The sequence below is a fragment of the Pseudomonas sp. XK-1 genome (assembly GCF_038069885.1).
Taxonomy (GTDB): domain Bacteria; phylum Pseudomonadota; class Gammaproteobacteria; order Pseudomonadales; family Pseudomonadaceae; genus Aquipseudomonas.
The window spans coordinates 629,366-655,632 of sequence record NZ_JBBPES010000001.1 but is presented as its reverse complement, the minus strand read 5'-3'; the positions used below and the strand labels follow the sequence as shown (position 1 = coordinate 655,632).

The following is a 26,267-nucleotide window of genomic DNA, read 5'->3' as shown; positions in this document are numbered from 1 at the left end:
CACTCCGTCAGATCCGGGTCACGAAGGAAAATTGCTGGGCAGCACTGCCCTGCACCCGTTCTTCGCTCCACTGCACAATGACTGTGAATTGATCGCCATTCTGAACCACCCCGCCGTCGCCCTCGGGCAACTGCTGAGCAAGGTTGGCGCGCCACTCGGCCAGGTCACGCTGAAACGGCAGGCAGGTCTCTTGCGCCGGATCGCAAGGCAACTCGGCACCGACTGCAATAACGTAATAACCCGCCTGGGCATCGCCACGCGCGGCACGCATGCGGTCGCCCATTTCGTAGGCCAGGAAGGTGGCGTGGGAACGTACGGTCGCCGTCTGATTGGCCTTGAGCGAGTTGAGCTGCAAGGCGGCCAAGCCCAACAAACCGACAGAGAAGAGCAACACCGATACCAGCACTTCGATCAGCGAAGTGCCCTGTTGCAATCGCCTATCCATTAGCAGCCCCTCTTTCTGACGGACGCCGCGCCGGACAGCTCGACTACAACCGTACGATTATAGGTAGCGCAGTTACTGGTGCCCTCTTTGACCAGCAGATCGAAGCTGACCGCAGCCGCACCAACCAACTGCCCGCGGGAATCGAACAGGATGGTTTTCATACCTGCAGGATCCACGTCATAGGATGCAAGTGCAGGGAACATGCGGAGCTCAAGCCCATCGCCGTGCCGAAGCACCTGCCAACTGCCGTCCGCAGCCAGCGGCCCCTGTAACCGCGTGGTCTGAGCACGCTGCACCGCCTCACGGCGGGCATAGGCAAACATGCCAGCGAACGTATTGACTTCGCTTGCGGCCCGGTTGTCACGCAGCAGTTGGGTGAGATTCGGCGCAGCCAAGCCCAGCAGCACCGCCATGATCACGATCGTGATCATGAGCTCGATTAGGGTAAAACCTTTCTGCGACATAACACTCTGCCCCCATGGACCAATACGTGCACACCGGATTCACACCAAGACTAAAGATGCGAGTCCAGAGACAACCTTTCATCCATGAAAAGCAACCACTCGTCACGCCCTGCGCCGAAAGGAGTGATACTAAACAAATAAACGTTCGTTTCAAAAAACCTTTTCGCCGAATGCGACAGCGGCCGCAGTAAAACTGCGAACGACTGAGGATTTAGCGGAAAAAACAAGGCCCGCCGAAGGCGGGCCTGAACCATAACAGACGCTCGTGATTCCACAGAGGAAGCCAGCTTGAAAACCAACCTAAAGTATGGGCAGAAGGATCGACCTGCACCACAGATCACTTACCACGCCTGCTGAATGCCCCTGGCGGGGCATCACATGACTGCCTTAGCGATCGATATCGCTATTCCAGTAGGTCCGTATGCGGCTGGCCGGAGGAGCGGCTTCAATCGGCAATGGTTCAAGCCCCTTGCAGCCGATGCAAATGGTCACGTCCTTGGTCCCACTACTGCCGTCCGGGTTATCGACTGTAGCCACGACTGACCCATCCACATGATCGGGGTCATCGTAAATCAACCCACCATTTTCAGAGTCAGGGTCAGGCCTCCCTGCATTACAACCCACACATACGGTGGTGATCACTGGCGCAATCGGCATACCGCCGCCGGCAATCTCACTGCAACGCTCAAGGTCACAGGCGGACGGGTTAAACAGATCCACGGCACAACCGGCAGCCACGCCCAAAGGCCGACTACACATACCTACACTCGCACCGCCCGGCCGATAGGTATTGAAGAATACCTTGCCTCCCGCGATAGCGGCAGGGTTGACCACCTGCTCACCCTGTCCAAGCAGGGAGGTATACCAACCACGCGCCCCACGGGCATCACAGGCTGTCCCGGAGCCTGGAGTCACATTCAATAACGCATTGCTGTCCAGATCCACTGTGGCAACACTAGCCGCTGGGAAATCCACGAACACATAGAAACGGTCGTCGATATCATTCTGGTAGGGATAGTTGCTCTCCAGCGGGCGCTCTCGATTACCCGAACCTAGCGCCACATAGACGGCATTTTCCAAGGCAAGCACGGTCGGCGTATTAAAGAAGCGACGGGTGTTACCTGACATCGCTGCAACTTTGGTAATGGTCCATTCAGCGGGAACCAGGGCCACTAAGCCACCATCACCCACAGAGGAAAAGTTGAGTCGCCACAAGCCGCCCTTTGCATCAGCTACATAACCGAAATCGGATTTGCCATCCTGGTCAAAGTCCACCAGTGAAACATCACCGACAACGGGCCCATCGGTTTGTAACTGGCTAGGCCCGGCCAGTAGAGCACCCGTCTGAGCATTCAACACATAGACCCCGCGCCCCTTAGCAGAACTGTCACAGGGGTATGCCGTTTGATCCGTATCCAGGCAATTGTCGTAACCGCCACCGAAGATCAGTACGGCGGCACTGTTGCTGTAACCCGGAAGCAACGCACTGACGGGGGTCGACCAGGTCTGCCCCAGGCCACTGAAACCCGTGCTGCAATCGTCGTCGTTAGTCAACGACGAACAACCAAGACGCCACAGCAGGCTAGGGGCTGTCGGATCCGTCACATCCACGCCGTAAATCATCCGGCCACCACGACGCATAGTCGGGAAGATATAGGCCAGGTCTACGGCATCATTCTCGTCATAACTGATCACATGCCCAGTCGAACCATCAAAGAAATAATCCTTGGGCTCAGCACCGGCATCGGTCTGATTCGGAAAGTCCACAAGTGGGTTGTTGTCGTATAGCCGGCGGATATTGTCATAGTGCTCCGGCGCAATCAGCGACCAGCGCTCCGCACCGGTACTGGCACGAATCGAGCGATACAGGCCATCGTTACTACCATAGTAGATATAGGTGCCAGTCGTGCCGCCATAGTTGATGGTCAATGGGCGCGAGTGCACCACATCGCCATGAATGCTCGGCCGACCACCAGTCCCGGGAGCGACTTCACCCACACCAACCGACGTCCCCTTGAGGTAGTCGAGTACGGCATCACCTCCAACCGCAGCGGCATTAGTCATGCTCGCCAAGGTCGTACCACTCACAGTCAACAATGCACGCCCCGCAAGATCGCTCTTACGACTCACCTGGGCGGTACCACCCTTCTCCACGAAGGGACCATCGGGCAGATCAGACCACCCACTGTAGATACTGCCCAGACACTGGCTTAACGGAGGTGGGGTGATCCCCAATGTCTGCCAGTAGCCCCCCGAGTCACTGCTCCAGAAACTTTCGGCACACTCGGCGGCAAAACCGGAAAGCGGATTGACCGCCTGCTTCGCCTGGGCATCTGCCAAACCTGGCTCCCCATCGAAAATACCGACCTGATAGCGCTTGAGATTACCGAACCAGCGCGGCTTGGCCGTCTGATCCGGACGGAACATCCCGATATACACCTGGTTCTTGCTCTGCGCTCGGTTAGTGGCACTGAGCGGCAGAGTAACCGCAGCGAAAGTCGAGCTTACTGACAGAATGTCCGAAAGGGCGGTATTGATGGCATCGACGATTGCTGACTCGCTCTTGGCCTGAAAATAACGACCGCCACCGGCCTTGGAACCACTGAACATCAGAGCCGAGTGATCGGCATTCTGCTGCGCATTGAACACATCGATGGTGTAGGTAATAACCGGCACCCGCTGCTCAAAACGTTCACCCTCCTCATTGGTTACGGTAATAGGCACACCATGAACATTAAGGAATTTAGCCCAGTCATCGAAGTTCCACGGACGGCCTTTGGTCGTATCGACAGTACCTGTTTCGGTCACAGTCGTCGTACTGCTGCCGCCCGCAAAAACCCCAAAGCGCGTGGTTTGATCCGCAGGCTTACCTTTCGTTATACAGGCCGGCGTCCCGCCAACAATTGAGGTATCCGAAGCGACGCAGGCGCAGTTTTCCTGGCCCTCGCAAAGCCCACCTGGCTGGCTTTCAGCTGCGGTACAGGCCGCTACCTCACTGGTTTTGTAGCAGGCTGTGGAGTAATCGAGCTTGGTTGCAGGTACCGTTTCGGTGGTTACCGAAAAACCCGGCAGTGCGATAGGCAGCGGGTTACCCGATGAACTAGCCAACCCATCAGCCGTACCACCCGCAGCCGTATACAGTGCGGTGAGCGCGGCGCTATTGGCTGACGAGTCAGTGGTTGGGCCGCTGGCATTGGGGTTGCCGATAAAGATCAGGTAGGTCTTGCCGCAGGCGCTATCGGCGCTCAGTGGCGAACTAAATTGGCTATAGTTCTCGACATAAGCGCTCTCATCGGCATTATCCGCATTAGTCCCTGCGCCGCTATAGCTCTGTGTTCCGCCTGCCAGGTAGTTGTATACGTCATACATCAAGTTACCGTAAGCCGTATTGGAGTTCCGCTTTTCGGTGGGGCCATTGATGTCATTGAAGATCGTATCCAGCGTTGTGCCGAACGCCCCGCGACTAGAGTCCGTCAGCTCCTGCAAACGAAAACGGACAAAGCCACCGTCCTGACCAGCATTACCATCAGTGGTGTATTCAACCAGACCAACATTGACCTTGCCTTCAAGATCTGCCAGAGCAGCTTTGATCGCCCGAACCTCAGACTGCCCCTGGGCCAAACCGCCTGGCCACTGCTGATTCTGCCGCGCCCAGTTGGAAGTGTTATCCAACACAAAAATGACATTCGGCAGTCCGGTATCAACCGTGGAATTACCGATAAAAATATCGATATCTTCAGCATTCGCCTGTGTGCAACCCAACGCCAAGGCGCAGAGCAAGGCAAGGCTCTTGCCCCACCGATTCAGAAAACTCATGGCGTATTCCTCCGCTCAGTCGCACACATTACTTACTTGATTGATATCAGCCGGCGTTGCCAGCCCCTGACGTACCTGCGCTTGCGCACCGGTCTGCAAATCTGTCGCCGTAGCGACAAAGTCCCATACCACATCCGCACACTGAGACGTGCCCCCGCCAATATCGCTGGCCTGGCCACCGCCGATGCAGGTAAGCCACGGACTGGCCACTGGTAGTTGCGGGAGAGTTTCCACGCTCGGGTCTTCTACTGTTTCAGCACCACTTCCCCCATCTGCCTCGGCATCTCCCGCTTCTGCCGCCTCGGCCGCCGAGTAGGCTGCCGAGCGCGTAAGCACTTCAGCATTCGTCAGGGTCTTGGCAATGGTGCAACCTAGGGTCACTTGCACCGCAATATCGTTAGCACCATCACCATTGAGGTCGTAACACACCCTGTTGGCCTGCTCGCAGGCAACAGGAAATACCGTACCGGTCAGAAAAAGATTTGAACTCACAGCCTCTTCGAGCGCCCGAATAGCCGCCTGTTTGGCTAATGCACGACTTTCCAGATTATGCACAACCTGAAGATTGGTCTGACTCAGATTGAAGCCGCTGATCACCATCAGGGACACCAGCAACAACATGATCAGCGCCACCATCAAAACGATACCGCGCTGCCTGGCAACACCATCAAGCCGCTTCATTGAACCTCCCTCGCACCGGCCACATTACGTAAGGTAATAGTGGTGGAATAGACTTGGCGCTTGTGCCCAACAAAGGCTTGCGGCACCTGATGCTCAACACCACCCAGGCTGTAAGTACGTTCATCGGTATAACCCGGTGTAGGTGCCAGATTGCGGGCCACCAACCAGAGACGTACGGACGCAATATCGGGCTGGTCAGCCGCAGTAGGGGTATCGGTATAGGCGTCCACTCGACCGTCGCGAGTGCTATCGATGCCATAGCTGAAGTGCAAGGCCTCAACGCCTTCTACCAGCGCCCCTGAAGCCACATAGCCAAGATCGCCTGCACCGTTAATATTTAGATCCATACGCGCCAGCTCATCGTTATCGGTAATGTAATAAACACGACTGATATAGCGGTAAATGGGCGCAAGGTTCCCGGCCACACAATTAATGCGCTGCCCTAGATGGCCCGCAGTACCAATATCAAGCTGCACAACCCCCATATTGACCTGAGTGACACAGGCCGGCACCTGTATATAAGGCAGATTCTGATTAACACCCTGGCAGTTGGCAGTGCCCAATGCACAGGTGCTGGCCCGACGCAAAGCGATGGATTCACTATCGGCCTTGATAGACGCGGCGCATGTTGCCCCCCCCACCACCGCCGCCTGCAACGGGTAGCCCATTGCACTCTGTAGATCAGCCTCATTGAGTGGACACAGCGGCGGCAAGCCACCCGAGGCAGCCACAGTACTTTCACCCCAGAAGCCGGCATTACTGATGTCATCTTCCAGCATCTGCAGGGCAAAGACACCGTTCTCGATTTGTCGCCCCGTACGCTCTACTTCACCACGGGTACGACTGTTGCTGACCATCACCTCGGACGCCGCCAGCAGGATAACGATGCCAATAACCATGGCAACCAACAGCTCCACCAGGGAAAGACCGCGCTGTTGCCGAGGCGTATAGCCGATCGCACTTATCATGCTGCTCACTCTCCCAGATAGGCCAAGGCGACATCGATGGAAACCGCACGCCGCAGGTTCTCCGCCCCGTAAGCATTGGCACCACAAGCCTGATTCGGTGCGACCGTTGGCGTCATGCCCTGCCAGGCAACCGTGACACGCAGCACCACTTCACTGGTAGCCGAACCACCCAGGCGATCAATGCAGCCACGGGCACCTATCATGCTGCCAAACTGCTGCCCGTCAGCATCACTGACGCTCACTCCGCGCAACGCCTCGCTCCAACAGGCCAGGTCATTGGCTGCGGTATGTGCACTGGTGGATTCACCGCAGACTGCTTCCGCCAAGCCCAACTCCTGATTGTCATAGGCACCAGTGCGCGCAGGGCCTGGATTGGCACGAATACGATTGACCATGTCCTGAGCCAACAACATGGCCTGAGCCCGCTGATAAGCGTCGAACTGGCCATTGAGCACACGAGCATGCATGCCTGCCATGCCAAACAGCCCAACCGACAGCACCAGAACGGCCACCATGACTTCGATCAAAGTAAAGCCAGCTTGCGTGCGGGCTCTGGAATACTCAGTACGCATTCAACAGTCTCCCTTCTCCACACTCGCGCGCCCATCGACACCCAGCCTGAGGCAGCGCACAGCATTAGCATTAGTATCAGAGGTCAATTCGAACTCGACTGGTGCATTTGCGCGACCGGAGGCCCCGAAAACGACAGATACGGCAGCAGAGGTTACGACAACGTCAGAAGCAAGGCTGTGATTGAGTAAATCTGGCTGACCGGCCACAGGACTTGCAATCCGCCATCCCACCGCCCAGGTACCAACAGGGCTCAGAGTAATCTGGGCGTTGCGCTTGACCGCTTCAGAGCGCGCCAAGACCAGCGCCGAATGCAATTCATTGGCGGCCGTACGGTTACGCTGATCGGCAATGATGTCTTGGTAGGACGGCAAGGCAATGCCGACCAGAATGGCCAAAAGCACCATGGCAATCATTAGCTCGACCAGGGTGAAACCACGACTGCCCCGCCAACCCATAACCATCACCAAGTTCCTCCGTTCCAGGTCTTGGTACCTGCCTGATTGATGGTGATATCACCATCACCTGCTTGAACAGTATTGGCCCGCGGACTGGCCGTAATAGTGAACCTGGGCGGGGCAACGTCCGTCACTATGTCGATTGCATAATTTTGAGCCACGCCCTCGGGCGCGATTGCCCCTAGCCCCCCCGCGCCTTCAATACTGCTGTAAAGCCGAGCGTCCATCAGAACCTGCTGCTGACGCTGAGCCAGTTCCATCAGATAGGCCTGGGCATCAGCGCGGTTTGAGCGGATCTGGTACTGCGTATAAGACGGATAGGCAATGGCGGCCAGAATCCCGATCACCGCGACTACAATCATCAACTCGATCAGTGAAAACCCGCGCTGCGAATACCTTGCCCCCATGCTACCCCCGGCTTGCTTAACGAATGATGTCGGTCGAGCTGAAAAAACTGATAGCGCATCATGGCACCCCCATCTTCTGCATGCATGGCGCTCGCAGACGACTGGTGCATTTGCCCGCATCACCGGCAATCGCCGTCGATGCTTATGTGACCTGCCTTGCAAAATTCGCCAATCGCGCTACAGCTATAAAATCACCAGTACATGAACAACCCCGTTATACCGGCCTGCAGGATGCAGCCCCCCCAATGCAAGGAGGCATAAACGCCATGCAAACTCATGCGCACGGATTTACGCTACTCGATCTCTTAATCACGATTTCCATCTCTATTTTACTTACTGCTATCGGCATTCCCGCATTCAATTCAAACCTGCAAGAACAACGACTACGCCAAGCAAGCACGAACCTGTTCGCCAGCGCAGCGCTGGCACGCAGCGAGGCAGCCAAGCGCAACCGGCCTGTATTGTTAAGAGCGCGAAACGAGAACTGGAGCGAGGGCTGGGACGTTTTCGTCGACCTGAACAACAATGCCAATCTTGATACTGGCGAGCCACTGATCATCCATCAGGACACGCCAGACGACGTCATTATCAAGGGCAATTCACCCGTCGCATGGTATGTCCGCTATACGCCTACTGGCCGAGCTAAGCTGCTCGGCGGAGCCTTCCAGGCAGGGACATTAACCTTGTGTCATGCGCGCACGACCATCGACAACAGGAAATTGATTCTGAGCCCCTCTGGCAGAATTCGCACCGAGCGGCGCGCAACAAATGAGAGCTGCTGAGTACGGAGCAAACTCAAAGCTGCGTCACCCGCAACTCCTTGGGCATGGAGAAGGTGACGTTCTCAGGCCGCCCGTCCAGCTCGCTCTCCCCTATCGCGCCCCAGGCTTGCAGCTGGCTGACCACGCCGCGCACCAGCACTTCGGGAGCTGAGGCACCGGCGGTAATGCCGATGCCGGCAACGCCATCGAACCACTCGCGCTTGAGGTCTTCGGCACCGTCGATCAGGTAGGCGGGGGTGCCCATGCGTTCGGCCAGTTCGCGCAGGCGGTTGGAGTTGGAGCTATTGGGGCTGCCGACCACCAGCAGCACGTCGCACTCGGCGGCGAGCTGCTTGACCGCGTCCTGGCGGTTCTGGGTGGCGTAGCAGATGTCGTCCTTGCGCGGCCCGCCGATGCTGGGGAACTTATTGCGCAGGGCGTCGATAACCTTGCTGGTGTCGTCCATCGACAGAGTGGTCTGGGTGACGAAGGCCAGGGCGTCGGGGTTGCGCACCTGCAGGTGCGCAACGTCAGCCTCGTCCTCCACCAGGTAGATGGCACCGCCGTTGCTGGCGTCGTACTGGCCCATGGTGCCTTCGACTTCCGGGTGGCCTTCGTGACCGATCAGGATGCATTCGCGCCCCTCGCGGCTGTAGCGCACCACTTCCATATGCACCTTGGTTACCAGTGGGCAGGTGGCGTCGAAGATCTTCAGCCCGCGCCGCTCGGCTTCGTTGCGCACGGACTGGGACACGCCGTGGGCGCTGAAAATCACGATAACGTCATCGGGGATCTGGTCCAGCTCTTCGACAAAGACAGCACCGCGCGCACGCAGGTCTTCGACCACGAATTTGTTGTGCACCACTTCATGGCGCACATAGATCGGCGGGCCGAAGACTTCCAGGGCGCGGTTGACGATCTCGATGGCGCGGTCGACACCAGCGCAGAAGCCGCGGGGATTGGCGAGTTTGATATGCATGATGGTTATCTCGGCGCGCGTGGCACAGGGTTTGACCGATGTAACGCGAGACCGCTAGATGACCCCACGCCGTTCATAACCCGGATGCAATCCGGGGTTAGCACATTCCCGGATTGCATCCGGGCTACAGATCAGACCGCCTTGACCTCGATAATTTCCACATCGAAGCTCAGCGCCTTACCGGCCAGGGGGTGGTTGAAGTCGATGGTCACCTGGCTGTCGTCGAAGGCCTTGACCACGCCCGGCAGCTCGGCATTGGCGGCGTCGTTGAAGATCACCAGCAGGCCTTCGGACAGCTCCATATCCTGGAACTGGCTGCGCGGCATTACCTGCACGTTCTGCGGGTTGCCCTGGCCGAAGCCCTGTTCGGGGCCGATCGACAGGCTGCGCTTGTCGCCGGCCTTGAGGCCGTAGATGGCCTGCTCGAACCCCGGCAGCAGGTTGCCATCGCCCACCTTGAAGGTGGCCGGTTTCTTGTCGAAGGTACTGTCGACCACATCGCCATTTTCCAGCTTGAGGGCGAAGTGCAGGGTGACTTCCTTGTCCGGGCCAATACGTAGGTCAGTCATGGGCTTTTTCTCCGGACTTCTCGCTTTTGAACATATCCAGCGCCAGCAAAATCGCGCCGCCGGTGATCGCCATATCGGCGACATTGAACGCCGGGAAATACCAGCGGTGCTGCCAGTGCAGCAGAATAAAGTCGACCACATGGCCGAATACCACACGATCCACCAGGTTGCCGAGCGCACCGCCCAGAACCAGGGCCAGGGCCAGGGCCAGCCAGCTCTCCGCTGGATTCAGGCGCTTGAGCCAGACCACCAGCACCACGCTGACCGCCACGGCAATGGCCGCGAAGAACCAGCGCTGCCAGCCGGCCGCATCGGCCAGGAAGCTGAAGGCTGCGCCGGTGTTGTAGGCCAGGGTCCAGCTGAAGTAATCGGGAATGATCACAATCTGCTGATACATGCTCAGGTTGTTGTCGAACCAGAACTTGCTGGCCTGGTCGACGACGAACACCAGCAGGCTTAGCCAGAGCCAGGGGAGTTTGCCAAAGCGCGCACTCATGCCCGGCCCCCGGGCTGTAGGTGCATAGGGCAACCATCACGCATAGTGACGAACCTCGCCCGCGCCTTCGATATTGTCCACGCAGCGACCGCAGATTTCCGGGTGCGCCGGGTTGACCCCAACGTCTTCGCGGTGGTGCCAGCAGCGGCCGCACTTGGGGTGGGCCGACTTGACGATTTTCAGCTTCAGCCCAGGCACCTCGGTCTCCACGGCATCGGCCGGGGCATCGGCCAAGGGAGCCAGCGCTGCGGTTGAGGTAATCAGCACGAAGCGCAATTCATTGCTGAGCTTGTTCAAGTCGGCAATCAGGCTGTCTTCGGCATACAGGGTGACTTCGGCCTGCAGGTTGCCGCCGATGGCCTTGGCCGCACGCAGGGCTTCCATTTCCTTGTTGACCGCAACCTTGACCGCCATGACCCGCTCCCAGTATTCGCGGCTCAGCTCGAAATCCTGCGGCAGTTCGCTCAGGCCCTGATACCAGCCATTGAGCATCACAGACTCGTTGCGCTCGCCTGGCAGGTACTGCCACAGCTCGTCGGCGGTGAACGACAGCACCGGCGCAATCCAACGCACCAAGGCTTCGGCGATATGGAACAACGCGCTCTGGCAGGAGCGCCGCGCTACGCTGTCGGCGGCGGTGGTGTATTGGCGGTCTTTGATGATGTCGAGGTAGAAGCCGCCCAGCTCCTGCACGCAGAAGTTGTGCACCTTCTGGTAGACGTTCCAGAAGCGGTAGCTGTCGTAGGCTTCCTCGATTTCGCGCTGCAGCAGCAGGGCGCGATCCACGGCCCAACGGTCCAGCGCCAGCATGTCTTCAGCCGGCAGCAGGTGCTGCGCCGGGTCGAAACCACTGAGGTTGGAAAGCAGGAAGCGCGCGGTGTTGCGGATGCGCCGGTAAGAGTCGGCGCTGCGCTGCAGGATCACCTTGGACACGGCCATCTCGCCGGAGTAGTCGGTAGACGACACCCACAGGCGCAGGATGTCGGCACCCAGGCTGTCGTTGACTTCCTGCGGAGCCACCACGTTGCCCAGGGACTTGGACATCTTGCGGCCGTTCTCGTCGACCACGAAGCCGTGGGTCAGCAGTTCCTTATACGGCGCGTGACCGTCGATGGCCGCACCAGTGAGCAGGGAGGAATGGAACCAGCCACGGTGCTGGTCGGAGCCTTCCAGATACAGATCGGCGCGCGGTCCGCTGGCGTGACCGAGCGGGTGCGAGCCGCGCAGCACGTGCCAGTGGGTGGTGCCGGAGTCGAACCAGACGTCCAGGGTGTCGCTGATCTTGTCGTAGTCAGCGGCTTCATTACCCAGCAGTTCGGCGGCGTCCAGCTTGAACCAGGCCTCGATGCCTTCTTTCTCCACTCGCTGGGCAACGGCTTCCATCAGCTCGGCGCTACGCGGGTGCAGCTCGCCCGTGGCCTTGTGCAAGAAGAACGGAATCGGCACGCCCCAGTTGCGCTGACGCGAGATGCACCAGTCCGGACGGCCGGCGATCATGCTGTGCAGACGCGCCTGGCCCCAGGCCGGGACGAATGCAGTCTTCTCGATAGCGGCCAGCGCGCGTTCGCGCAGTGTGTCGCCTTGGTTCGGCTGCTTGTCCATGCCGACAAACCACTGCGCGGTGGCGCGGTAGATCAGCGGGGTCTTGTGCCGCCAGCAGTGCATATAGCTGTGCTGGATAGGTTCGTGCTTGAGCAGGCAGCCGACCTCGTCGAGCTTGGCGACGATATTGGGGTTGGCCTTCCAGATAAACTGGCCGCCGAAGAACGGCAGGTCGCTGACATACACGCCGTTGCTCTGCACCGGACTGAGGATGTCGTCGTTGCTCATGCCGTAGCCCTTGCAGGAACGGAAGTCGTCCTCACCGTAGGCCGGGGCCGAGTGGACAATGCCGGTACCGGCACCCAGCTCGACGTAGTCAGCCAGATACACCGGGGCGAAACGCTCGTAGAACGGGTGGCGGAAGCGGATCAGCTCCAGAGCGGCACCTTGAGCCGTGGCGATGACCTCGCCCTGCAGGCCGTAGCGCGCCAGGCTGCTCTCGACCAGTTCTTCAGCCAGCACCAGCAGTTTGTCACCGGTGTCGACCAGGGCGTAGTTGAATTCGGGGTGTACGTTCAGCGCCTGGTTGGCCGGGATGGTCCAGGGCGTGGTAGTCCAGATCACGATGGAGGCAGGCTTCGCCAGGCTAGCCAGACCAAACGCGGCGGCCAGCTTGTCGGCATCTTCCACAGGGAAGGCCACGTCGATGGCGTCTGACTTCTTGTCCTGATACTCGACCTCGGCCTCGGCCAGGGCCGAGCCGCAATCGAAGCACCAGTTGACCGGCTTCAGACCCTTGAACACAAAGCCCTGCTTGACCATCTCGGCCAGGGCGCGGATCTCCCCGGCCTCGTTGGCGAAGTCCATGGTCTTGTAGGGGTTGTCCCAGTCGCCGAGCACGCCGAGACGGATAAAATCGGCCTTCTGCCCTTCGATCTGCTCGCCGGCATAGGTGCGGCAACGCTCGCGGGTCAGGTCGGACGGCTGATTCTTGCCGAAGGTGGTCTCCACCTTGTGCTCGATCGGCAGGCCGTGGCAGTCCCAACCCGGCACATAGGGGGCGTCGAAGCCGGCCAGGGTCTTGGAGCGGGTGATGATGTCCTTGAGGATCTTGTTGACCGCATGACCGATATGAATGCTGCCGTTGGCGTAGGGCGGGCCGTCGTGCAGGACGAACTTGGGCCGGCCTTCGCCTTGCGCGCGCAGCTTCTGATACAGGCCAATCTCGTTCCAGCGCTGCAGAATCTGCGGCTCGCGCTGCGGCAGGCCGGCCTTCATCGGAAACTGGGTGTCAGGCAGATTTAGCGTGGCTTTGTAGTCGGTCATTTCAGGCTCTTCGTAAGCGATTGGCACCAAGCAGTTGAAGCCGGGTGCTTAAACGCGCCAATGGGCACGGGCGGCAGCAATATCGGCAGCAATTGCCATCTTCAATGCCTCAAGGGAGGCGAAACGCTGCTCATCGCGCAGCTTGTGGTGGAAAGCCACCGTCAAACGCCGGCCATATAGATCACCGGCAAAGTCCAGCAAATGCACTTCCAGGTGGGCACTGCCATCACCCGCAACACTCGGACGCACACCGATATTGGCCACACCGGGCCAGGTTTGGCCGTCAATTTCGGTGCTGACCAGATACACGCCCTTGAGCGGCACACGCTTGCGCTTGAGCTGCACATTGGCGGTCGGGGCATCCAGCTGGCGACCCAGCTTCTGTCCGTGCAACACCCGCCCGGCGATCTGGAAAGGCCGCCCCAACAGATGCTCGGCCAGAACGAAGTCGCCGGCGGCCAGGGCCTCGCGCACCCGCGTGCTGCTGACTCGGATGCCGTCCAGCTCGACCGTGCTGGCCGCCTCGACACTGAAGCCCTCGCGCTCGCCAGCCTCGGCCAGAAAGGCGAAGTCCCCGGCGCGATCACAGCCAAAGCGGAAGTCGTCGCCGACTTCCAGATGCTGCACCGCCAGGCCGTCGAGCAGCACCTGCTGAACAAACTCGGCCGCACTCAGCTCGCGCAGACGCGGGTTGAAGGCCAGGCACAGCACGCGGTCGACACCTTCGGCAGCCAGCAGTGCCAGCTTGTCGCGCAAGCGCGTCAGCCGCGCCGGGGCGCTGTCCGGGGCAAAAAACTCGCGGGGTTGCGGCTCGAAAATCAGCACGCAACTCGGCACCCCCAGCTCGGCGGAACGCTCACGCAGCCGCGCCAAGATGGCCTGATGACCACGATGGACGCCGTCGAAATTACCGATGGTGGCAACACAGCCCCGATGCTGGGGCCGCAGATTGTGTAGGCCTCGAACCAGCTGCATAGCGCGCTTCTTGCTCATAAAGTGGCCGATTATACGCACACAGGGCAGCGGACAACAGGCAGCAAATCAGCGGTCATCAGAGCGCACTGCGCCGCGCAAAGTCGCGCAAACGAAAACCCAGCAGCGCCAGCACGGCCAAATAGGCCAGCATACCCACACCCACCAGCCCGCCCAGGCGCAACAAACGCCAGAGCATGGTGCCGCCCGCCCAAGCCGGCAGCTGCTGCATGGCCAGCAGCAGCACCGCCGCCATCGCCAGCAACGCGAGCAGCAGCTTGCCGAGAAACAGTGCCCAGCCCGGCTGCGGCTGGAACATATCGCGCTTGCGTAGCTGCCAGAACAACAGCCCGGCATTCAGGCAGGCCGCCAGGCCGATGGCCAAGGCCAGGCCGGCGTGGGCCAGGGGAATCACGAAGATAAACAGCACATTCATCGCCTGGGTCGCCAGCAGCGTCACCAGGCCGATACGTACCGGGGTCTTGATGTTCTGCTGGGCATAGAAGGCCGGCGCGAGAATTTTCACCAGAATAATGCCGACCAGGCCCAAGGAATAGGCAATCAAGGCGCGCTGAGTCATCAGGGTATCGCTGGCAGTGAACTTACCGTACTGGAACAGCGAAGCGATCAGCGGCTCGGAGATAATCGCCAACGCCACCGCGCTGGGCAGCGCCAGCACCAGACACAGGCGCAAACCCCAGTCGAGCAGCTTGGAGTAGTCCTCGCTACTGGCTCCAGAATGGGTTTTCGACAGAGCCGGCAGCAGAATGGTGCCCAGCGCCACGCCAAGCACACCGGCCGGCAGCTCCATCAGGCGGTCGGCGTAATACATCCAGGACACGGAGCCGGCGACCAGAAAGGAGGCAAAAATCGTATTGATGATCAGCGAAATCTGGCTGACCGACACCCCGAAGATCGCCGGCCCCATCTGCTTCACCACGCGCCATACGCCGGTGTCTTTGAGATTCAGCCGCGGCAGCACCAGCATCCCGATCTTCTTCAGATGCGGCAGCTGGAACAGCAACTGCGCCAGGCCACCCACCAGCACCGCCCAGCCGAGGGCCATGATCGGCGGATCGAAATAGGGCGTCAGAAACAGGGCGAAAACGATCATGCTGACGTTGAGCAGCGTCGGCACAAAGGCTGGCACCGAGAACCTGTTCCAGGTGTTGAGCACCGCCCCCGCAAGGGACGACAGGGAGATCAGCAAGATATAAGGAAAGGTCACCCGCAGCAGATCGGTGGTCAGCTCAAAGCGCTCCGCCTCATCGGCGAAACCAGGGGCCGATACCCAGACAATCCAGGGCGCAGCGAGAATCCCGATAAAGGTCACCAGGGCCAGCACCAAAGTCAGCAGACCTGAGACGTAGGCGACAAAGGTGCGCGCCGCCTCATCGCCCTGCTGGGTTTTGTACTCGGCCAGAATCGGCACAAAGGCCTGAGAAAATGCACCCTCGGCAAAAATTCGACGCAGCAGATTGGGCAGCTTGAACGCCACCACAAAGGCGTCCGAGGCCACGCCCGCACCGAAGGCACGAGCAATAATGGTGTCACGCACGAAGCCCAATACACGCGAAAGCATGGTCATGGAGCTGACGGCGGCCAACGACTTGAGCAAATTCATGTAGTATCCCGGCTCCGCAAACAAGCACTGGCGCGCAAAGGCGACGAGTGTAGCGGTCTGCCACTGGTCAGGCCAGCACAGGGAAAAGCCGATAGGCTTGACAGCACTCCCTCATATCGGCATGATTCGCGGCCTTATTTGTTTGTAACCCCCAGAATTTTTTCGAGGAGCTTGACGGTGGCCAATACACCTTCTGCCAAAAAACGCGCAAAACAGGCTGAGAAGCGTCGTAGCCATAACGCCAGCCAGCGCTCGATGGTTCGTACTTACATCAAGAACGTCGTCAAGGCTATCGAAGCCAAAGACGTCGACCTTGCCAAGACCGCTTACACCCTGGCTGTGCCGGTAATCGACCGTATGGCCGACAAAGGCATCATCCACAAGAACAAAGCCGCTCGTCATAAAAGCCGCCTGAATGGCCATATCAAGGCCCTGGGCGAAGCTGCAGCTGCCTAAGCTGCTAGCGACACGCTGATTGTTCTTAAGAAACCGGCTTAATCGCCGGTTTTTTATTGCCCGGAAAATGACAAGCCAGAAAAAAGCCCGAATCACTTCGGGCTTTTTGGCTCAGGGCTTTTGCGGCCAGGGCAGAATCGGGATGGCCGTCACCGCATTCTGCGGACTGCCTTCGATTACCCGGTCGCTGTAGACCAGATAGACCAGGGTATTACGCTTCTGATCGAAGAAGCGCACCACCTGCATGGTCTTGAACACCAGCGAGGTGCGCTCACGGAAGACTTCCTCACCCTCCTTGAGCTTCTCCAGAAAGCTGATCGGGCCAACCTGGCGACAGGCAATCGACGCCTCGGCACGATCCTCGGCCAAACCCAGACCACCTTTGACGCCGCCAGTCTTGGCCCGTGACAGGTAACAGGTCACCCCCGCCACCTTAGGATCATCAAAGGCCTCGACGACGATCTTGTCGTTCGGGCCCATGATCTTGAACACCGTCGACACCTCACCAATCTGCTCGGCCGCCGCCAATCCAGGCAGCAGCACCAGCGCGCCCAGCAATCCCTTTACGATTCGCATCAGTTTTCCCTTAGACCAGAATCAAATTATCCCGATGCACCAACTCGGGCTCATCAACATAACCCAGCAACCTCTCGATGGCATCCGACGACTGACCGATGATCTTTTGCGCCTCAAGCGCACTGTAGTTGGCCAGCCCACGAGCAATCTCGCGACCGTCCGCCGCCACACAGACGACCATTTCACCGCGACGAAAGCTGCCCTGCACCGCCTTCACGCCAACCGGCAGCAAGCTCTTGGTACCGGTCGCCAGCGCCTTGACCGCACCATCATCCAGCACCAGGGTGCCACGGGTCTGCAGATGCCCGGCCAGCCACTGCTTGCGCGCCGCCAGCATGCCGCGCTCGGGTGCCAGCAGGGTGCCCAGGCGCTCGCCCGCCTTGAGCCGCGCCAGCACCTGCTCGATGGCACCACCGACAATCACCGTATGAGCCCCGGAACGCGCCGCCAGACGCGCCGCCCGCAGCTTGGTCTGCATGCCGCCACGCCCAAGCGCACCACCAACACCACCCGCCACAGCATCCAGCGCCGGATCATCGGCACGCGCCTCGAAAATCAGCTCGGCATCGGGGTTATGCCGCGGATCGGCGTTATACATACCGTCGCGGTCCGTGAGGATCACCAACAGATCTGCCTCGACCAGGTTGGCCACCAGCGCCGCCAGGGTGTCGTTGTCACCAAAGCGGATCTCATCGGTCACCACGGTGTCGTTCTCGTTGATCACCGGCACCACATCCAGATCCACCAGCGTGCGCAGCGTGCTGCGCGCATTCAGGTAGCGCTTGCGATCGGACAGATCGTCATGGGTCAGCAGAATCTGCGCCGTGCGTCGGCTGTGCTCGGCAAAGCTCGACTCCCAGGCCTGAATCAGCACCATCTGGCCAATCGCTGCCGCCGCCTGCAACTCATGCATGGCACTCGGTCGCGCGACCCAGCCCAGCTTGCTCATGCCCGCCGCCACCGCACCGGAGGACACCAGCACCAGTTCCACGCCCTGCTCACGCAGCGCGACCATCTGCTTGACCCACACCGCCATGGCGGCGCGATCCAGACCACGACCATCGGCGGTCAGCAGCGCACTGCCAATCTTCACTACCCAGCGCTGCGCACCGGTTACCTTGTCACGCATGATCTTCCAACCCTAGCGGCGACCTGTGATTACAAAAACGCCGCAATTAAGCGGCGTTTTGTAGTTGCTTAATCCCGGACGTAAATGATTTCCGGGCCATCCTCTTCGTCTTCCTCATCCCAGAAGCTGTCGTCTTCATCGACATCACCGACCGCTTTGACCCCGGAACGACGCAGCGCACGCTTGTCGTCCAGCGCCTGCAGCTGGGCACGCGCTTCGTCTTCGATGCGCGTATCCAGCTCCGCCAGTTCGGCCGCGTACTCTGGGTTTTCCTGAATGCGCTCAGCGCGCGCTTCAAGGAAGTCCATGATGTCATAACAGAGCTTCTCGGTACCCTGGCGCGCCAGGGCAGAAATCACATACACCGGACCTTCCCACTCGATCCGCGCGACGATTTCAGCGATACGGGCTTCCTGCTCCTCATCGAGGATCTGGTCAGCCTTGTTCAGCACCAGCCAGCGCTCGCGCTCAGCCAGCGACGGGCTGAACTTGGTCAGCTCATCAATGATGGTGGCTGCCGACTCGGCCGGATCGGTCAGATCCAGCGGTGCCATATCCACCAGGTGCAGCAGCAGACGGGTACGCGACAAGTGCTTGAGGAAGCGAATACCCAGGCCAGCACCATGAGAAGCACCCTCGATCAGCCCCGGAATATCGGCAACCACGAAGCTCTTGTAGCGATCGACACTGACCACACCCAGGTTTGGCACCAGAGTGGTGAATGGATAGTCGGCGACTTTCGGCTTGGCGGCAGAAACGGAACGAATGAAGGTGCTCTTGCCGGCATTCGGCAGGCCCAGCAGGCCAACATCGGCCAACACCTTCAACTCCAGCTTGAGGTCGCGCGCATCGCCCGGCTTGCCCGGCGTGGTCTGCCGCGGCGCACGGTTGGTGCTGGACTTGAAGCGGGTGTTACCCAGACCGTGCCAACCGCCCTGCGCCACCAGCAAACGCTGGCCGGCACGGGTCAGGTCACCAATCACTTCCTGAGTACCGGCGTCGATCACCGTGGTACCAATCGGCACCGGCAGGATCAGGTCCTCGCCTTTGGCACCAGTACAGTCGGTGCTGCCACCCTTCTCGCCATTCTGCGCCTGGAAGCGGCGGGTATAACGGTAGTCCACCAGGGTGTTGAGGTTCTCCTGGGCTTCGATATAAACCGAACCACCGTCGCCGCCATCACCACCGTTGGGGCCGCCCTTCTCGATAAACTTTTCGCGACGAAAAGCCATCATGCCGTTGCCGCCGTCGCCGGCCTTTACAAAAATCGATACTTCATCGACGAATTTCATTTTTACGCCTCCCGCAGCAAGGCGGGTTATCCAAAACTAGAAACACTAGGTTCTTGCAAAATTGACCTGCATTCAAATCGAACGCTACACCCAGGACAGTTTGGCAAGAACCCCAAGAAACAAAAAAGCCCCGTCGCATGGACGGGGCTTTCCCAGCAGTCGCGCAATTAAGCCGCTACGACGCTCACGTAACGGCGGTTGAACGCGCCTTTTACTTCGAACTTGATCACGCCTTCGATTTTCGCGAAGAGGGTGTGATCCTTACCCATGCCAACGCCGTAACCGGCATGGAACTGGGTGCCGCGCTGACGCACGATGATGTTGCCTGCTTTGATAGCCTGGCCGCCATACATCTTCACGCCAAGGCGTTTGGCTTCTGAGTCGCGACCGTTGCGGGTACTACCGCCAGCTTTTTTGTGTGCCATGAGTTCAATACTCCTATTAAGGGATTAGGCCGAAACGAATCAGGCCTGAATACCGGTGATTTTGATCTCGGTGTACCACTGACGGTGGCCCTGACGCTTCATGTGGTGCTTACGACGACGGAACTTGATGATGGTGACCTTGTCGTGACGACCTTGAGCGATCACTTCAGCAACAACCTTGGCACCTTCAACAACCGGCGCGCCGATTTGAACGTCGTCGCCATTGCCGATCAGCAGAACACGGTCAAAAGTCACAGCTTCGCCAGTGGCCAGCTCGAGTTTTTCGACCTTGAGGAATTCGCCTTCGGTGACTTTGTATTGCTTGCCACCAGTAACAATTACTGCGTACATGGTAAATCTCCGTTGATCCTGCTCACCCAGCGCTTTATAGGAATAAGTGTCGGCTGGCATGGCTGCTTGGGGCCGGAAGGACACCCTTGCAATTGCGTAAGGCAGGGAAATACCCAGGGGGAAGTTCAGGGTGCGCGATTGTACGCAAGCAATCGACGCCATGCAAGTGCGCCGAGCGCTTGCCTTGACAGCCCCCACCCTGCCCCCTAGCATGCCGCGCAACCCATGAGTAGCAGGTGCAAGCGATGCAACCCCAGGCTTTCTACCGCGTGGTGGCGGATGACTTTACCGCCGTCGACGGCATCATCCGCGCGCAACTGGTGTCGCGCGTACCTCTGGTCGAGAAGATCGGCGACTATATTATCTCCGCGGGCGGCAAACGCCTGCGCCCATTGCTGGTTCTGCTCAGCGGCAAGGCCTTGGGCATTGAAGGCGATAACCTGCGCCTGCTCGCCGCTACCATCGAATTTCTGCATACCGCCACCCTGCTGCACGACGACGTGGTCGACATGTCCGACATGCGCCGCGGCCGCAGCACCGCCAATGCCCAGTGGGGCAATGCCCCGAGCGTGCTGGTCGGCGACTTCCTTTATTCGCGCTCCTTCGAAATGATGGTCGAACTGGGCTCCATGCCGGTGATGAAGATCCTGTCCAAGGCCACCCGGGTGATTGCCGAAGGCGAAGTGCTGCAGCTGTCGAAAATCCGCGACGCCAGCACCACCGAAGAAACCTATATGGAAGTCATCCGCGGCAAGACCGCGATGCTGTTCGAGGCCTCGACCCACAGCGCCGCCGCCCTGGCCGGTGCCCCGGCCGAACAGACCGAAGCCCTGCGCACCTTTGGCGACCATCTGGGTGTGGCCTTTCAGCTGGTCGACGATCTGCTCGACTACCGCGGTGATGCCACCACCCTGGGCAAGAACGTCGGCGACGACCTGGCCGAAGGCAAGCCGACCCTGCCACTGATCTATACCATGCGCGAAGGTACTGCCGAACAAGCTGCACTGGTGCGCCAGGCAATCCAGAAAGGCGGTATCGAGGATTTGGAAAGCATCCGTAACGCCGTAGAAGCCGCCGGCGCGCTGGATTACACCGCCCAGCAGGCCCGTGACTACGCCGAACGCGCCATCGCCAGCCTGGACGCCCTGCCCGCCAGCGAGTACCGCGACGCCCTGATCGAGCTCAGCCGTTTCGCCGTAGCCCGCACGCACTAAGGCCTGCCGCGACAACAGAAGCCCATCCTTGTGACGGGCTTTTTATGGCCTGCCATCCATGGCGGCCACCCTACGGGCCGTCGCTTCGCGACGTTAAAAATTGTTCCAGACAATTTTTTATGGCCTGCCCGCCCATAGCCACCACCCCACCGGCGATCGCTGCGCGACGTTAAAAAATGTTCCAGACAATTTTTTATGGCCTGCCCGCCCATAGCCACCACCCCACCGGCGATCGCTTCGCGACGTTAAAAATTGTTCCAGACAATTTTTTATGGCCTGCCCGCCGATAGCCACCACCCCACCGGCGATCGCTGCGCGACGTTGAAAATTGCTCCAGGCAATTTTTTATGACCTACACGCCCATAGCCCCCACAGGCGATCGCTGTGCGGCGTTAAAAATCACTCTTGCCGATTTCTGCTGCGCGACGAAAGGCAGCGATTAATCCTTGCTATAAATATAATAAGAATTATTCTCATCTAACCACTTGAAAGGGAGATGAGTCATGACCTATCTGATCGATGCCTGGCTGGACCGGCCGCAACCGTACCTGCGCATTCTCAATCGCAACACCGGCGAGGTCTGCGCGGTATTGGAGGACGATGCCCTGGACGAATTGCGCGATCAGGGCGATCTGGACCTGCACGAGCTGAACTCCTGCGAGCCGCTGGTGCTCAAGGAGTTGGTGCGCAATCTGTTTCTTTATTGCTATGCACGGGCGTTGCGCCCCTGAAACGCATCGCGGGCATGACCCGCTCCTACCCCAGACTGGCTGGAACTTCGTAGGAGCGGGCCATGCCCGCGAAGGAAAGCGCCTGAGCGTTAGAGAACGTCCAGCAGCTCCACGTCAAACACCAGCACGCTGTGCGGCGGGATGCTGCCCACGCCTTGCTCGCCGTAGGCCAGCTCGCTCGGCACATACAGGCGCCATTTGCTGCCGGCGTTCATCAGCTGCAGGGCTTCGGTCCAGCCGGCGATCACGCCGCCAACCGGAAACTCGGCCGGCTGGCCACGCTCGTAGGAGCTGTCGAATACAGTGCCGTCAATCAGGGTGCCGTGGTAGTGAGTGCGCACGCTGTCTTCACGGGAAGGTTTTGCACCTTCGCCAGCGGTCAGCACTTCGTACTGCAGACCGGAAGCCAGCACGGTGATGCCGTCACGCTTGGCGTTCTCCGCCAGGAAGGCCAGGCCAGCGCCGGCAGCGGCCTCAGCCTTGGCGGCGGCTTCGGCTTGCATGATGTCGCGGATTACCTTGAAGCTGGCCGACAGATCGGCTTCGCTAACGCGGCTTGGCTGGCCGTTGAAGGCGTCAGTCAGGCCGGCCAGGATGGCGTCCAGGCTCACACCCGGCGGCGGGTTGTCGCGCAGCTGACCACCCAGTTGACGGCCGATGCCGTAGCTGACGCGGGTTTCGTCAGTCGAGAGATTGATATCGGACATAGCACTGCTCCGCTGGAGGCTAAAAAAGGTCGGTCAGCCTAGCACAAACCGCCGGCCCGCCCTACCCGCCAGCCAAGCCGGGGCGATTACGCCGACAACGCTCGGAGCAGTACTTCACCTCATCCCAGCAACGCGCCCACTTCTTGCGCCAGGTAAAGGACAACCCGCAAACCGAGCAACTCTTGACTGGCAGCTCGGCCTTTTTCACAACGCCTCGCCGGCATCCAGCCGCGCCAATAGCTGCTCGCCGCGCGCCCACAGGCCTTGCTGCTTAGCCTCGCTCATCTTGTCCAGGCCACGGTAGATCATGCCCAGCCGGTGGTTACCGGACAGCTGCTGACGGTGGCGCATCAGAAAGTGCCAATACAGCGCATTGAATGGGCAGGCCTGCTCGCCCACGCTCTCGCTGACCTTGTAGCTGCAGTCGCCGCAGTAGTTGGACATGCGCTTGATGTACTGACCACTGGCGCAGTAGGGCTTGGAGCCCAGATAGCCGCCATCGGCGTGCATAACCATGCCCAGGGTGTTGGGCAGCTCGACCCAATCGAAGGCATCCATATACACCGCCAGATACCAATCGCAGACCTGGCTGGGCTGGATGCCAGCCAGCAGGGCGAAGTTGCCGGTGACCATCAGCCGCTGGATATGGTGGGCATAGGCATGCTCCAGCGTCTGGCCAATGGCCTGGCTCATGCACTTCATACGGGTTTTGCCGGTCCAGTAGAACTCGGGTAGCGGCCGGGTATTGCCGAAGGCATTGCGCTCGGCGTACTCGGGCATGTGCATCCAGTAGATGCCGCGCACGTATTCGCGCCAACCGATCAGCTGACGAATAAAGCCCTCGGCGGCGTTCAGCGGCACCTGGCCGCGCCAGTAGGCCGCCTCCACATCCGCACACAAACGACGGACATCCAGCAGGCCGATGTTCAGCGCCGCACTGATCCGCGCATGGAACAGAAACGGCTCGCCCACCGCCATGGCGTCCTGATAATCGCCAAAGGCCGGCAGGGCGAAATCGAGAAAATGCTGCCACAGCGCCTCGGCCTCGGCGTGGGTCACCGGGTAATCGAAGGACGCCAGGCTGCCGTAGTGATGGCTGAAACGCTCGGCCACCAGCGCCAATACCTCCTGGGTAATGCCATCCGCCGGAAAGCGCGCCGTCATCGGTGCTTTGATCTGCTTGGGCAGCGCCTTGCGGTTTTCCGCATCAAAGTTCCAGGCACCGCCCACTGGCGTACCGTCACCATTGATCAATAAACCGGTCTTGCGCCGCATCTCTCGGTAGAAGAACTCCATGCGCAGCTGCTTGCGCCCTTCGGCCCAGCGGGCGAATTCGTCACGGCTGCAGATAAAGCGACTGTCGGCATGCCAGGTAATCGGTACGCCGCTGCGCTTCAACTCATCTTCCAGCCGCCACTCACCACATTCGCTGATATGCACCTCGGTGGCCTGCAACTGCGTAGCCCAGCGCTGCAACTCACCCGGCAGCGAGCCACTGTTTTGTGCATCGTCCAGCTTGACGTAATGCACGCGCCAGCCGCGCTCACGCAGGGCCTCGGCAAAGTGGCGCATGGCACTGAAGATCAACGCGATCTTCTGCGGGTGGTGCGGCACATAGTCGGTTTCAGCTGCCACCTCGGCGAGCAGCACGGCATCCTGCTGCGGGTCCAGCGCCTGCAGACTGGGCAGGTCGAAAGACAGCTGATCACCCAGTACCAGGCCAAGCCGGCGAATAGACATAGATGAAGTCGTTACCAGGAAGAGTTGAAGGAAATCGGCACCCGCAAGGTGTCCTGGGTACCGTCCTGCATACCGCACATTTCGTCATGCACCACCGCATGCACCAGATGGAAGGGCACGCGCGGCAGGTCATGCAGCAGGTCGCGGGCATGCTCGACCGAGCGCAGGTGCAGGGTTTTGCCATAGCCATCATTGAGCGGGTGGGCACGACCATCCATATGCGCCTCCAGCAGGTAGATGCCACCCTCAATAGAGATCAGGTTGAGTGCGTCGATATGCCCGGCATGGGCATGCAGCGAAAGCTCTTGCAGATTCATGGCGATGTCCTCGGGCAAGCAAAGCTATACAAAAATCTATACAAATACAATTCTTGTACAACACCATAAAAACACAAGGCAGAAAGCAAACCGCCCGTCCGTTTTGCAACGGCCGGGCGGCGGAGACGCTTGAGAGAGGCTCAGCTCGGTTCGTGCTTGGTCAGCTTATCCAGATAGCCCATGGCGAAGGCTGAGAGGACGAAGGCCATATGAATGATCACGTACCACATCAACTTGCTGTCGGGGATGTTCTGCGCATTCATAAATACTTTGAGCAGATGGATCGAGGAAATCGCCACGATGGAAGCCGCCACTTTCATCTTCAGCGAGCTGGAGTCCATCTTGCCCAGCCAACTGAGCTTCTCGGTGCCCTCTTTGATATCCAGCTGGGAAACGAAGTTCTCGTAACCGGAAATCATCACCATCACCAATAGGCCGCCCACCAGCGCCATATCGATCAGCGACAGCAGCACCAGAATCAGATCTGCTTCGGCCAGGGCAAACACATTGGGCAGGATGTGGAAGACTTCCTGAAAGAACTTCAGCGCCAGTGCCAGCAGGGCCAGCGACAGCCCAAAGTAGATAGGTGCCAGCAGCCAGCGAGAGGCATACATGGCATTTTCAATAAAGCGTTCCATAAGGGCTCACTCAGGGTTCAAGACTGGCGGCGAGTATACCCAGCGTGGCCCGCCAGACAAAGGCGTGGCGCAAGCGCAAAACCGATGCCCAGGTTATCCCCGGCTTCTGTGGATAAAACTGTGGACAGGCTCAGGATTGATCGACACAAGCGACCTGGCAGGGGCCTTTGCGCCGACTGGTCAAATGCTGTGCAATGGCCGCTCAGGTTTCCGGACGGAACATGTAGTTGCCCAGATGATGGCCCCGTTCATTGTTCAGGCGGCGCAGTTCGGCCTGGATATGCAAGCGCCAGATCGGCAGCTCGTCGCATGAATCGTAGCCCATGTCGAACAGGCTCTCGGCTATCCCGCTGAGCACGGCTTCGGCGACGAAAGCCCCTTGGAATGGGCCTTGCGCCTTGATGGTAGAGGGTTGGTTGCCGGCGATACCGGCGGCACAGATCAGTGTCCAGAGGCCCGCATTGCCCGCCAGCGGCAACACCACGCATTCGATGCGGGTGTCCAGGCCCAGACAATGGCGAGTGAGATTGAGGCTGCGCGACATGGCGGCGATCCTCTCGGGAGCAGGTCTTCAGCCTACACCCGAGCACGCGCCCGAGGGAAGTCGCCAGTT

General features: G+C 59.6%; 29 protein-coding genes. 4 read left to right on the top strand and 25 right to left on the bottom strand.

The genetic code is table 11. The annotated features are described in order from the left end of the window. Positions 1–7 precede the first annotated feature (7 nt). The 8 genes from pilV (WMW70_RS02885) to WMW70_RS02850 form a co-directional block, all read right to left on the bottom strand. The gene (gene pilV / locus WMW70_RS02885) at positions 8–445 is read right to left on the bottom strand and encodes a type IV pilus modification protein PilV (RefSeq protein WP_341436001.1); all 438 of its coding nucleotides are present in this window, start codon (positions 443–445) and stop codon (positions 8–10) included. Beyond that, positions 445–909, bottom strand: coding sequence for a GspH/FimT family pseudopilin (locus WMW70_RS02880; RefSeq protein WP_325507544.1), 465 nt, complete (start codon positions 907–909; stop codon positions 445–447). The genes pilV (WMW70_RS02885) and WMW70_RS02880 overlap by 1 nt, the downstream gene beginning before the upstream one ends. Positions 910–1,296: 387 nt before the next feature. Then, positions 1,297–4,725, bottom strand: a complete 3,429-nt coding sequence (locus WMW70_RS02875; RefSeq protein WP_341436000.1) for a pilus assembly protein — start codon at positions 4,723–4,725, stop codon at positions 1,297–1,299. 15 nt (positions 4,726–4,740) lie between these two features. After that, positions 4,741–5,406, bottom strand: coding sequence for a pilus assembly PilX family protein (locus tag WMW70_RS02870; RefSeq protein WP_341435999.1), 666 nt, complete (start codon positions 5,404–5,406; stop codon positions 4,741–4,743). Continuing rightward, positions 5,403–6,374: a PilW family protein gene (locus tag WMW70_RS02865; RefSeq protein WP_341435998.1), complete on the bottom strand. Its 972-nt coding sequence runs from the start codon at positions 6,372–6,374 to the stop codon at positions 5,403–5,405. The genes WMW70_RS02870 and WMW70_RS02865 overlap by 4 nt, the downstream gene beginning before the upstream one ends. A 5-nt stretch (positions 6,375–6,379) precedes the next feature. After that, positions 6,380–6,946, bottom strand: a complete 567-nt coding sequence (gene pilV, locus WMW70_RS02860) for a type IV pilus modification protein PilV (protein ID WP_341435997.1) — start codon at positions 6,944–6,946, stop codon at positions 6,380–6,382. Continuing rightward, positions 6,947–7,408, bottom strand: a complete 462-nt coding sequence (locus tag WMW70_RS02855; RefSeq protein ID WP_341436540.1) for a GspH/FimT family pseudopilin — start codon at positions 7,406–7,408, stop codon at positions 6,947–6,949. Next, positions 7,408–7,764 carry a type IV pilin protein gene (locus WMW70_RS02850; RefSeq protein WP_445942092.1) on the bottom strand — a complete coding sequence of 119 codons (357 nt, stop codon included), beginning with the start codon at positions 7,762–7,764 and terminating at the stop codon, positions 7,408–7,410. Before WMW70_RS02850 ends, WMW70_RS02855 begins: the two co-directional genes overlap by 1 nt. 68 nt (positions 7,765–7,832) lie before the next feature. Here WMW70_RS02850 and WMW70_RS02845 point away from each other — a divergent pair, with 68 nt between their 5' ends. Then, positions 7,833–8,591 carry a GspH/FimT family pseudopilin gene (locus tag WMW70_RS02845; protein ID WP_341435995.1) on the top strand — a complete coding sequence of 253 codons (759 nt, stop codon included), beginning with the start codon at positions 7,833–7,835 and terminating at the stop codon, positions 8,589–8,591. 13 nt (positions 8,592–8,604) lie between these two features. Here WMW70_RS02845 and ispH read toward each other — a convergent pair whose 3' ends face one another. The 6 genes from ispH to murJ form a co-directional block, all read right to left on the bottom strand. Further along, positions 8,605–9,549, bottom strand: coding sequence for a 4-hydroxy-3-methylbut-2-enyl diphosphate reductase (ispH, locus tag WMW70_RS02840; protein ID WP_341435994.1), 945 nt, complete (start codon positions 9,547–9,549; stop codon positions 8,605–8,607). A gap of 131 nt (positions 9,550–9,680) precedes the next feature. Continuing rightward, entirely contained in the window at positions 9,681–10,118 is a 438-nt protein-coding gene (fkpB, locus tag WMW70_RS02835) for an FKBP-type peptidyl-prolyl cis-trans isomerase (protein ID WP_341435993.1), read from the bottom strand. Continuing rightward, a complete protein-coding gene (gene lspA / locus WMW70_RS02830; protein ID WP_341435992.1) occupies positions 10,111–10,614 on the bottom strand; it encodes a signal peptidase II in 504 nt (167 codons plus the stop codon). The genes fkpB and lspA overlap by 8 nt, the downstream gene beginning before the upstream one ends. A 36-nt stretch (positions 10,615–10,650) precedes the next feature. Then, positions 10,651–13,482: an isoleucine--tRNA ligase gene (ileS, locus tag WMW70_RS02825; protein ID WP_341435991.1), complete on the bottom strand. Its 2,832-nt coding sequence runs from the start codon at positions 13,480–13,482 to the stop codon at positions 10,651–10,653. A 48-nt stretch (positions 13,483–13,530) separates the two neighbouring features. Next, positions 13,531–14,457: a bifunctional riboflavin kinase/FAD synthetase gene (gene ribF / locus WMW70_RS02820; RefSeq protein ID WP_341435990.1), complete on the bottom strand. Its 927-nt coding sequence runs from the start codon at positions 14,455–14,457 to the stop codon at positions 13,531–13,533. 76 nt (positions 14,458–14,533) lie between these two features. After that, positions 14,534–16,078, bottom strand: coding sequence for a murein biosynthesis integral membrane protein MurJ (gene murJ, locus WMW70_RS02815; protein WP_341435989.1), 1,545 nt, complete (start codon positions 16,076–16,078; stop codon positions 14,534–14,536). Between the two features lie 177 nt (positions 16,079–16,255). Here murJ and rpsT point away from each other — a divergent pair, with 177 nt between their 5' ends. Further along, positions 16,256–16,534 (top strand): 30S ribosomal protein S20, encoded by a 279-nt coding sequence (gene rpsT, locus WMW70_RS02810; protein WP_341436539.1) that lies wholly within the window; start codon positions 16,256–16,258, stop codon positions 16,532–16,534. A 111-nt stretch (positions 16,535–16,645) separates the two neighbouring features. On the opposite strand, the gene WMW70_RS02805 is transcribed toward rpsT, so the two are convergent. From WMW70_RS02805 to rplU, 5 genes are all read right to left on the bottom strand, one after another. After that, on the bottom strand, positions 16,646–17,110 hold the full coding sequence (locus WMW70_RS02805) for a CreA family protein (protein WP_341435988.1): 465 nt from the start codon (positions 17,108–17,110) through the stop codon (positions 16,646–16,648). A 10-nt stretch (positions 17,111–17,120) separates the two neighbouring features. After that, positions 17,121–18,239, bottom strand: a complete 1,119-nt coding sequence (gene proB, locus WMW70_RS02800) for a glutamate 5-kinase (RefSeq protein WP_341435987.1) — start codon at positions 18,237–18,239, stop codon at positions 17,121–17,123. 68 nt (positions 18,240–18,307) lie between these two features. After that, positions 18,308–19,531: an Obg family GTPase CgtA gene (gene cgtA, locus WMW70_RS02795; protein ID WP_341435986.1), complete on the bottom strand. Its 1,224-nt coding sequence runs from the start codon at positions 19,529–19,531 to the stop codon at positions 18,308–18,310. Between the two features lie 167 nt (positions 19,532–19,698). Continuing rightward, complete coding sequence (rpmA, locus tag WMW70_RS02790) at positions 19,699–19,956, bottom strand: 50S ribosomal protein L27 (RefSeq protein WP_085584170.1); 258 nt, start codon at positions 19,954–19,956, stop codon at positions 19,699–19,701. A 39-nt stretch (positions 19,957–19,995) separates the two neighbouring features. Then, complete coding sequence (gene rplU / locus WMW70_RS02785; RefSeq protein WP_304866209.1) at positions 19,996–20,307, bottom strand: 50S ribosomal protein L21; 312 nt, start codon at positions 20,305–20,307, stop codon at positions 19,996–19,998. A 245-nt stretch (positions 20,308–20,552) separates the two neighbouring features. Here rplU and WMW70_RS02780 point away from each other — a divergent pair, with 245 nt between their 5' ends. Both WMW70_RS02780 and WMW70_RS02775 read left to right on the top strand, forming a co-directional pair. Next, positions 20,553–21,521: a polyprenyl synthetase family protein gene (locus tag WMW70_RS02780; protein WP_341435985.1), complete on the top strand. Its 969-nt coding sequence runs from the start codon at positions 20,553–20,555 to the stop codon at positions 21,519–21,521. Positions 21,522–22,024: 503 nt separating this feature from the next. After that, the gene (locus tag WMW70_RS02775) at positions 22,025–22,252 is read left to right on the top strand and encodes a PA4570 family protein (protein ID WP_339459176.1); all 228 of its coding nucleotides are present in this window, start codon (positions 22,025–22,027) and stop codon (positions 22,250–22,252) included. A gap of 89 nt (positions 22,253–22,341) precedes the next feature. On the opposite strand, the gene WMW70_RS02770 is transcribed toward WMW70_RS02775, so the two are convergent. From WMW70_RS02770 to WMW70_RS02745, 6 genes are all read right to left on the bottom strand, one after another. Beyond that, positions 22,342–22,959, bottom strand: a complete 618-nt coding sequence (locus WMW70_RS02770; RefSeq protein ID WP_341435984.1) for an FKBP-type peptidyl-prolyl cis-trans isomerase — start codon at positions 22,957–22,959, stop codon at positions 22,342–22,344. 61 nt (positions 22,960–23,020) lie between these two features. Continuing rightward, positions 23,021–23,167, bottom strand: a complete 147-nt coding sequence (locus tag WMW70_RS02765; RefSeq protein ID WP_341435983.1) for a DUF2256 domain-containing protein — start codon at positions 23,165–23,167, stop codon at positions 23,021–23,023. Continuing rightward, positions 23,164–24,699, bottom strand: a complete 1,536-nt coding sequence (locus tag WMW70_RS02760; RefSeq protein WP_341435982.1) for a cryptochrome/photolyase family protein — start codon at positions 24,697–24,699, stop codon at positions 23,164–23,166. The genes WMW70_RS02765 and WMW70_RS02760 overlap by 4 nt, the downstream gene beginning before the upstream one ends. Positions 24,700–24,710: 11 nt before the next feature. Next, on the bottom strand, positions 24,711–25,016 hold the full coding sequence (locus WMW70_RS02755) for a DUF6482 family protein (protein WP_341435981.1): 306 nt from the start codon (positions 25,014–25,016) through the stop codon (positions 24,711–24,713). Between the two features lie 140 nt (positions 25,017–25,156). Beyond that, the gene (locus WMW70_RS02750; RefSeq protein WP_341435980.1) at positions 25,157–25,654 is read right to left on the bottom strand and encodes a TIGR00645 family protein; all 498 of its coding nucleotides are present in this window, start codon (positions 25,652–25,654) and stop codon (positions 25,157–25,159) included. A 202-nt stretch (positions 25,655–25,856) separates the two neighbouring features. After that, the gene (locus WMW70_RS02745) at positions 25,857–26,198 is read right to left on the bottom strand and encodes a PA4575 family protein (protein WP_341435979.1); all 342 of its coding nucleotides are present in this window, start codon (positions 26,196–26,198) and stop codon (positions 25,857–25,859) included. Positions 26,199–26,267 lie beyond the last annotated feature (69 nt).

What these genes read in the sequence shown, in the direction of transcription:
- pilV (WP_341436001.1), bottom strand. Translation starts at nt 445, where the DNA reads ATGGATAGGCGATTGCAACAGGGCACTTCGCTGATCGAAGTGCTGGTA.
- ileS (WP_341435991.1), bottom strand. Translation starts at nt 13,482, where the DNA reads ATGACCGACTACAAAGCCACGCTAAATCTGCCTGACACCCAGTTTCCG.
- WMW70_RS02750 (WP_341435980.1), bottom strand. Translation starts at nt 25,654, where the DNA reads ATGGAACGCTTTATTGAAAATGCCATGTATGCCTCTCGCTGGCTGCTG.
- WMW70_RS02865 (WP_341435998.1), bottom strand. Translation starts at nt 6,374, where the DNA reads ATGATAAGTGCGATCGGCTATACGCCTCGGCAACAGCGCGGTCTTTCC.
- WMW70_RS02755 (WP_341435981.1), bottom strand. Translation starts at nt 25,016, where the DNA reads ATGAATCTGCAAGAGCTTTCGCTGCATGCCCATGCCGGGCATATCGAC.
- WMW70_RS02855 (WP_341436540.1), bottom strand. Translation starts at nt 7,408, where the DNA reads ATGGTTATGGGTTGGCGGGGCAGTCGTGGTTTCACCCTGGTCGAGCTA.
- WMW70_RS02760 (WP_341435982.1), bottom strand. Translation starts at nt 24,699, where the DNA reads ATGTCTATTCGCCGGCTTGGCCTGGTACTGGGTGATCAGCTGTCTTTC.
- rpmA (WP_085584170.1), bottom strand. Translation starts at nt 19,956, where the DNA reads ATGGCACACAAAAAAGCTGGCGGTAGTACCCGCAACGGTCGCGACTCA.
- WMW70_RS02875 (WP_341436000.1), bottom strand. Translation starts at nt 4,725, where the DNA reads ATGAGTTTTCTGAATCGGTGGGGCAAGAGCCTTGCCTTGCTCTGCGCC.
- lspA (WP_341435992.1), bottom strand. Translation starts at nt 10,614, where the DNA reads ATGAGTGCGCGCTTTGGCAAACTCCCCTGGCTCTGGCTAAGCCTGCTG.
- pilV (WP_341435997.1), bottom strand. Translation starts at nt 6,946, where the DNA reads ATGCGTACTGAGTATTCCAGAGCCCGCACGCAAGCTGGCTTTACTTTG.
- WMW70_RS02850 (WP_445942092.1), bottom strand. Translation starts at nt 7,764, where the DNA reads ATGATTGTAGTCGCGGTGATCGGGATTCTGGCCGCCATTGCCTATCCG.
- WMW70_RS02745 (WP_341435979.1), bottom strand. Translation starts at nt 26,198, where the DNA reads ATGTCGCGCAGCCTCAATCTCACTCGCCATTGTCTGGGCCTGGACACC.
- proB (WP_341435987.1), bottom strand. Translation starts at nt 18,239, where the DNA reads ATGCGTGACAAGGTAACCGGTGCGCAGCGCTGGGTAGTGAAGATTGGC.
- ribF (WP_341435990.1), bottom strand. Translation starts at nt 14,457, where the DNA reads ATGCAGCTGGTTCGAGGCCTACACAATCTGCGGCCCCAGCATCGGGGC.
- murJ (WP_341435989.1), bottom strand. Translation starts at nt 16,078, where the DNA reads ATGAATTTGCTCAAGTCGTTGGCCGCCGTCAGCTCCATGACCATGCTT.
- WMW70_RS02770 (WP_341435984.1), bottom strand. Translation starts at nt 22,959, where the DNA reads ATGTCCGATATCAATCTCTCGACTGACGAAACCCGCGTCAGCTACGGC.
- WMW70_RS02880 (WP_325507544.1), bottom strand. Translation starts at nt 909, where the DNA reads ATGTCGCAGAAAGGTTTTACCCTAATCGAGCTCATGATCACGATCGTG.
- WMW70_RS02870 (WP_341435999.1), bottom strand. Translation starts at nt 5,406, where the DNA reads ATGAAGCGGCTTGATGGTGTTGCCAGGCAGCGCGGTATCGTTTTGATG.
- WMW70_RS02775 (WP_339459176.1), top strand. Translation starts at nt 22,025, where the DNA reads ATGACCTATCTGATCGATGCCTGGCTGGACCGGCCGCAACCGTACCTG.
- WMW70_RS02845 (WP_341435995.1), top strand. Translation starts at nt 7,833, where the DNA reads ATGATGTCGGTCGAGCTGAAAAAACTGATAGCGCATCATGGCACCCCC.
- cgtA (WP_341435986.1), bottom strand. Translation starts at nt 19,531, where the DNA reads ATGAAATTCGTCGATGAAGTATCGATTTTTGTAAAGGCCGGCGACGGC.
- fkpB (WP_341435993.1), bottom strand. Translation starts at nt 10,118, where the DNA reads ATGACTGACCTACGTATTGGCCCGGACAAGGAAGTCACCCTGCACTTC.
- WMW70_RS02805 (WP_341435988.1), bottom strand. Translation starts at nt 17,110, where the DNA reads ATGCGAATCGTAAAGGGATTGCTGGGCGCGCTGGTGCTGCTGCCTGGA.
- rplU (WP_304866209.1), bottom strand. Translation starts at nt 20,307, where the DNA reads ATGTACGCAGTAATTGTTACTGGTGGCAAGCAATACAAAGTCACCGAA.
- ispH (WP_341435994.1), bottom strand. Translation starts at nt 9,549, where the DNA reads ATGCATATCAAACTCGCCAATCCCCGCGGCTTCTGCGCTGGTGTCGAC.
- WMW70_RS02780 (WP_341435985.1), top strand. Translation starts at nt 20,553, where the DNA reads ATGCAACCCCAGGCTTTCTACCGCGTGGTGGCGGATGACTTTACCGCC.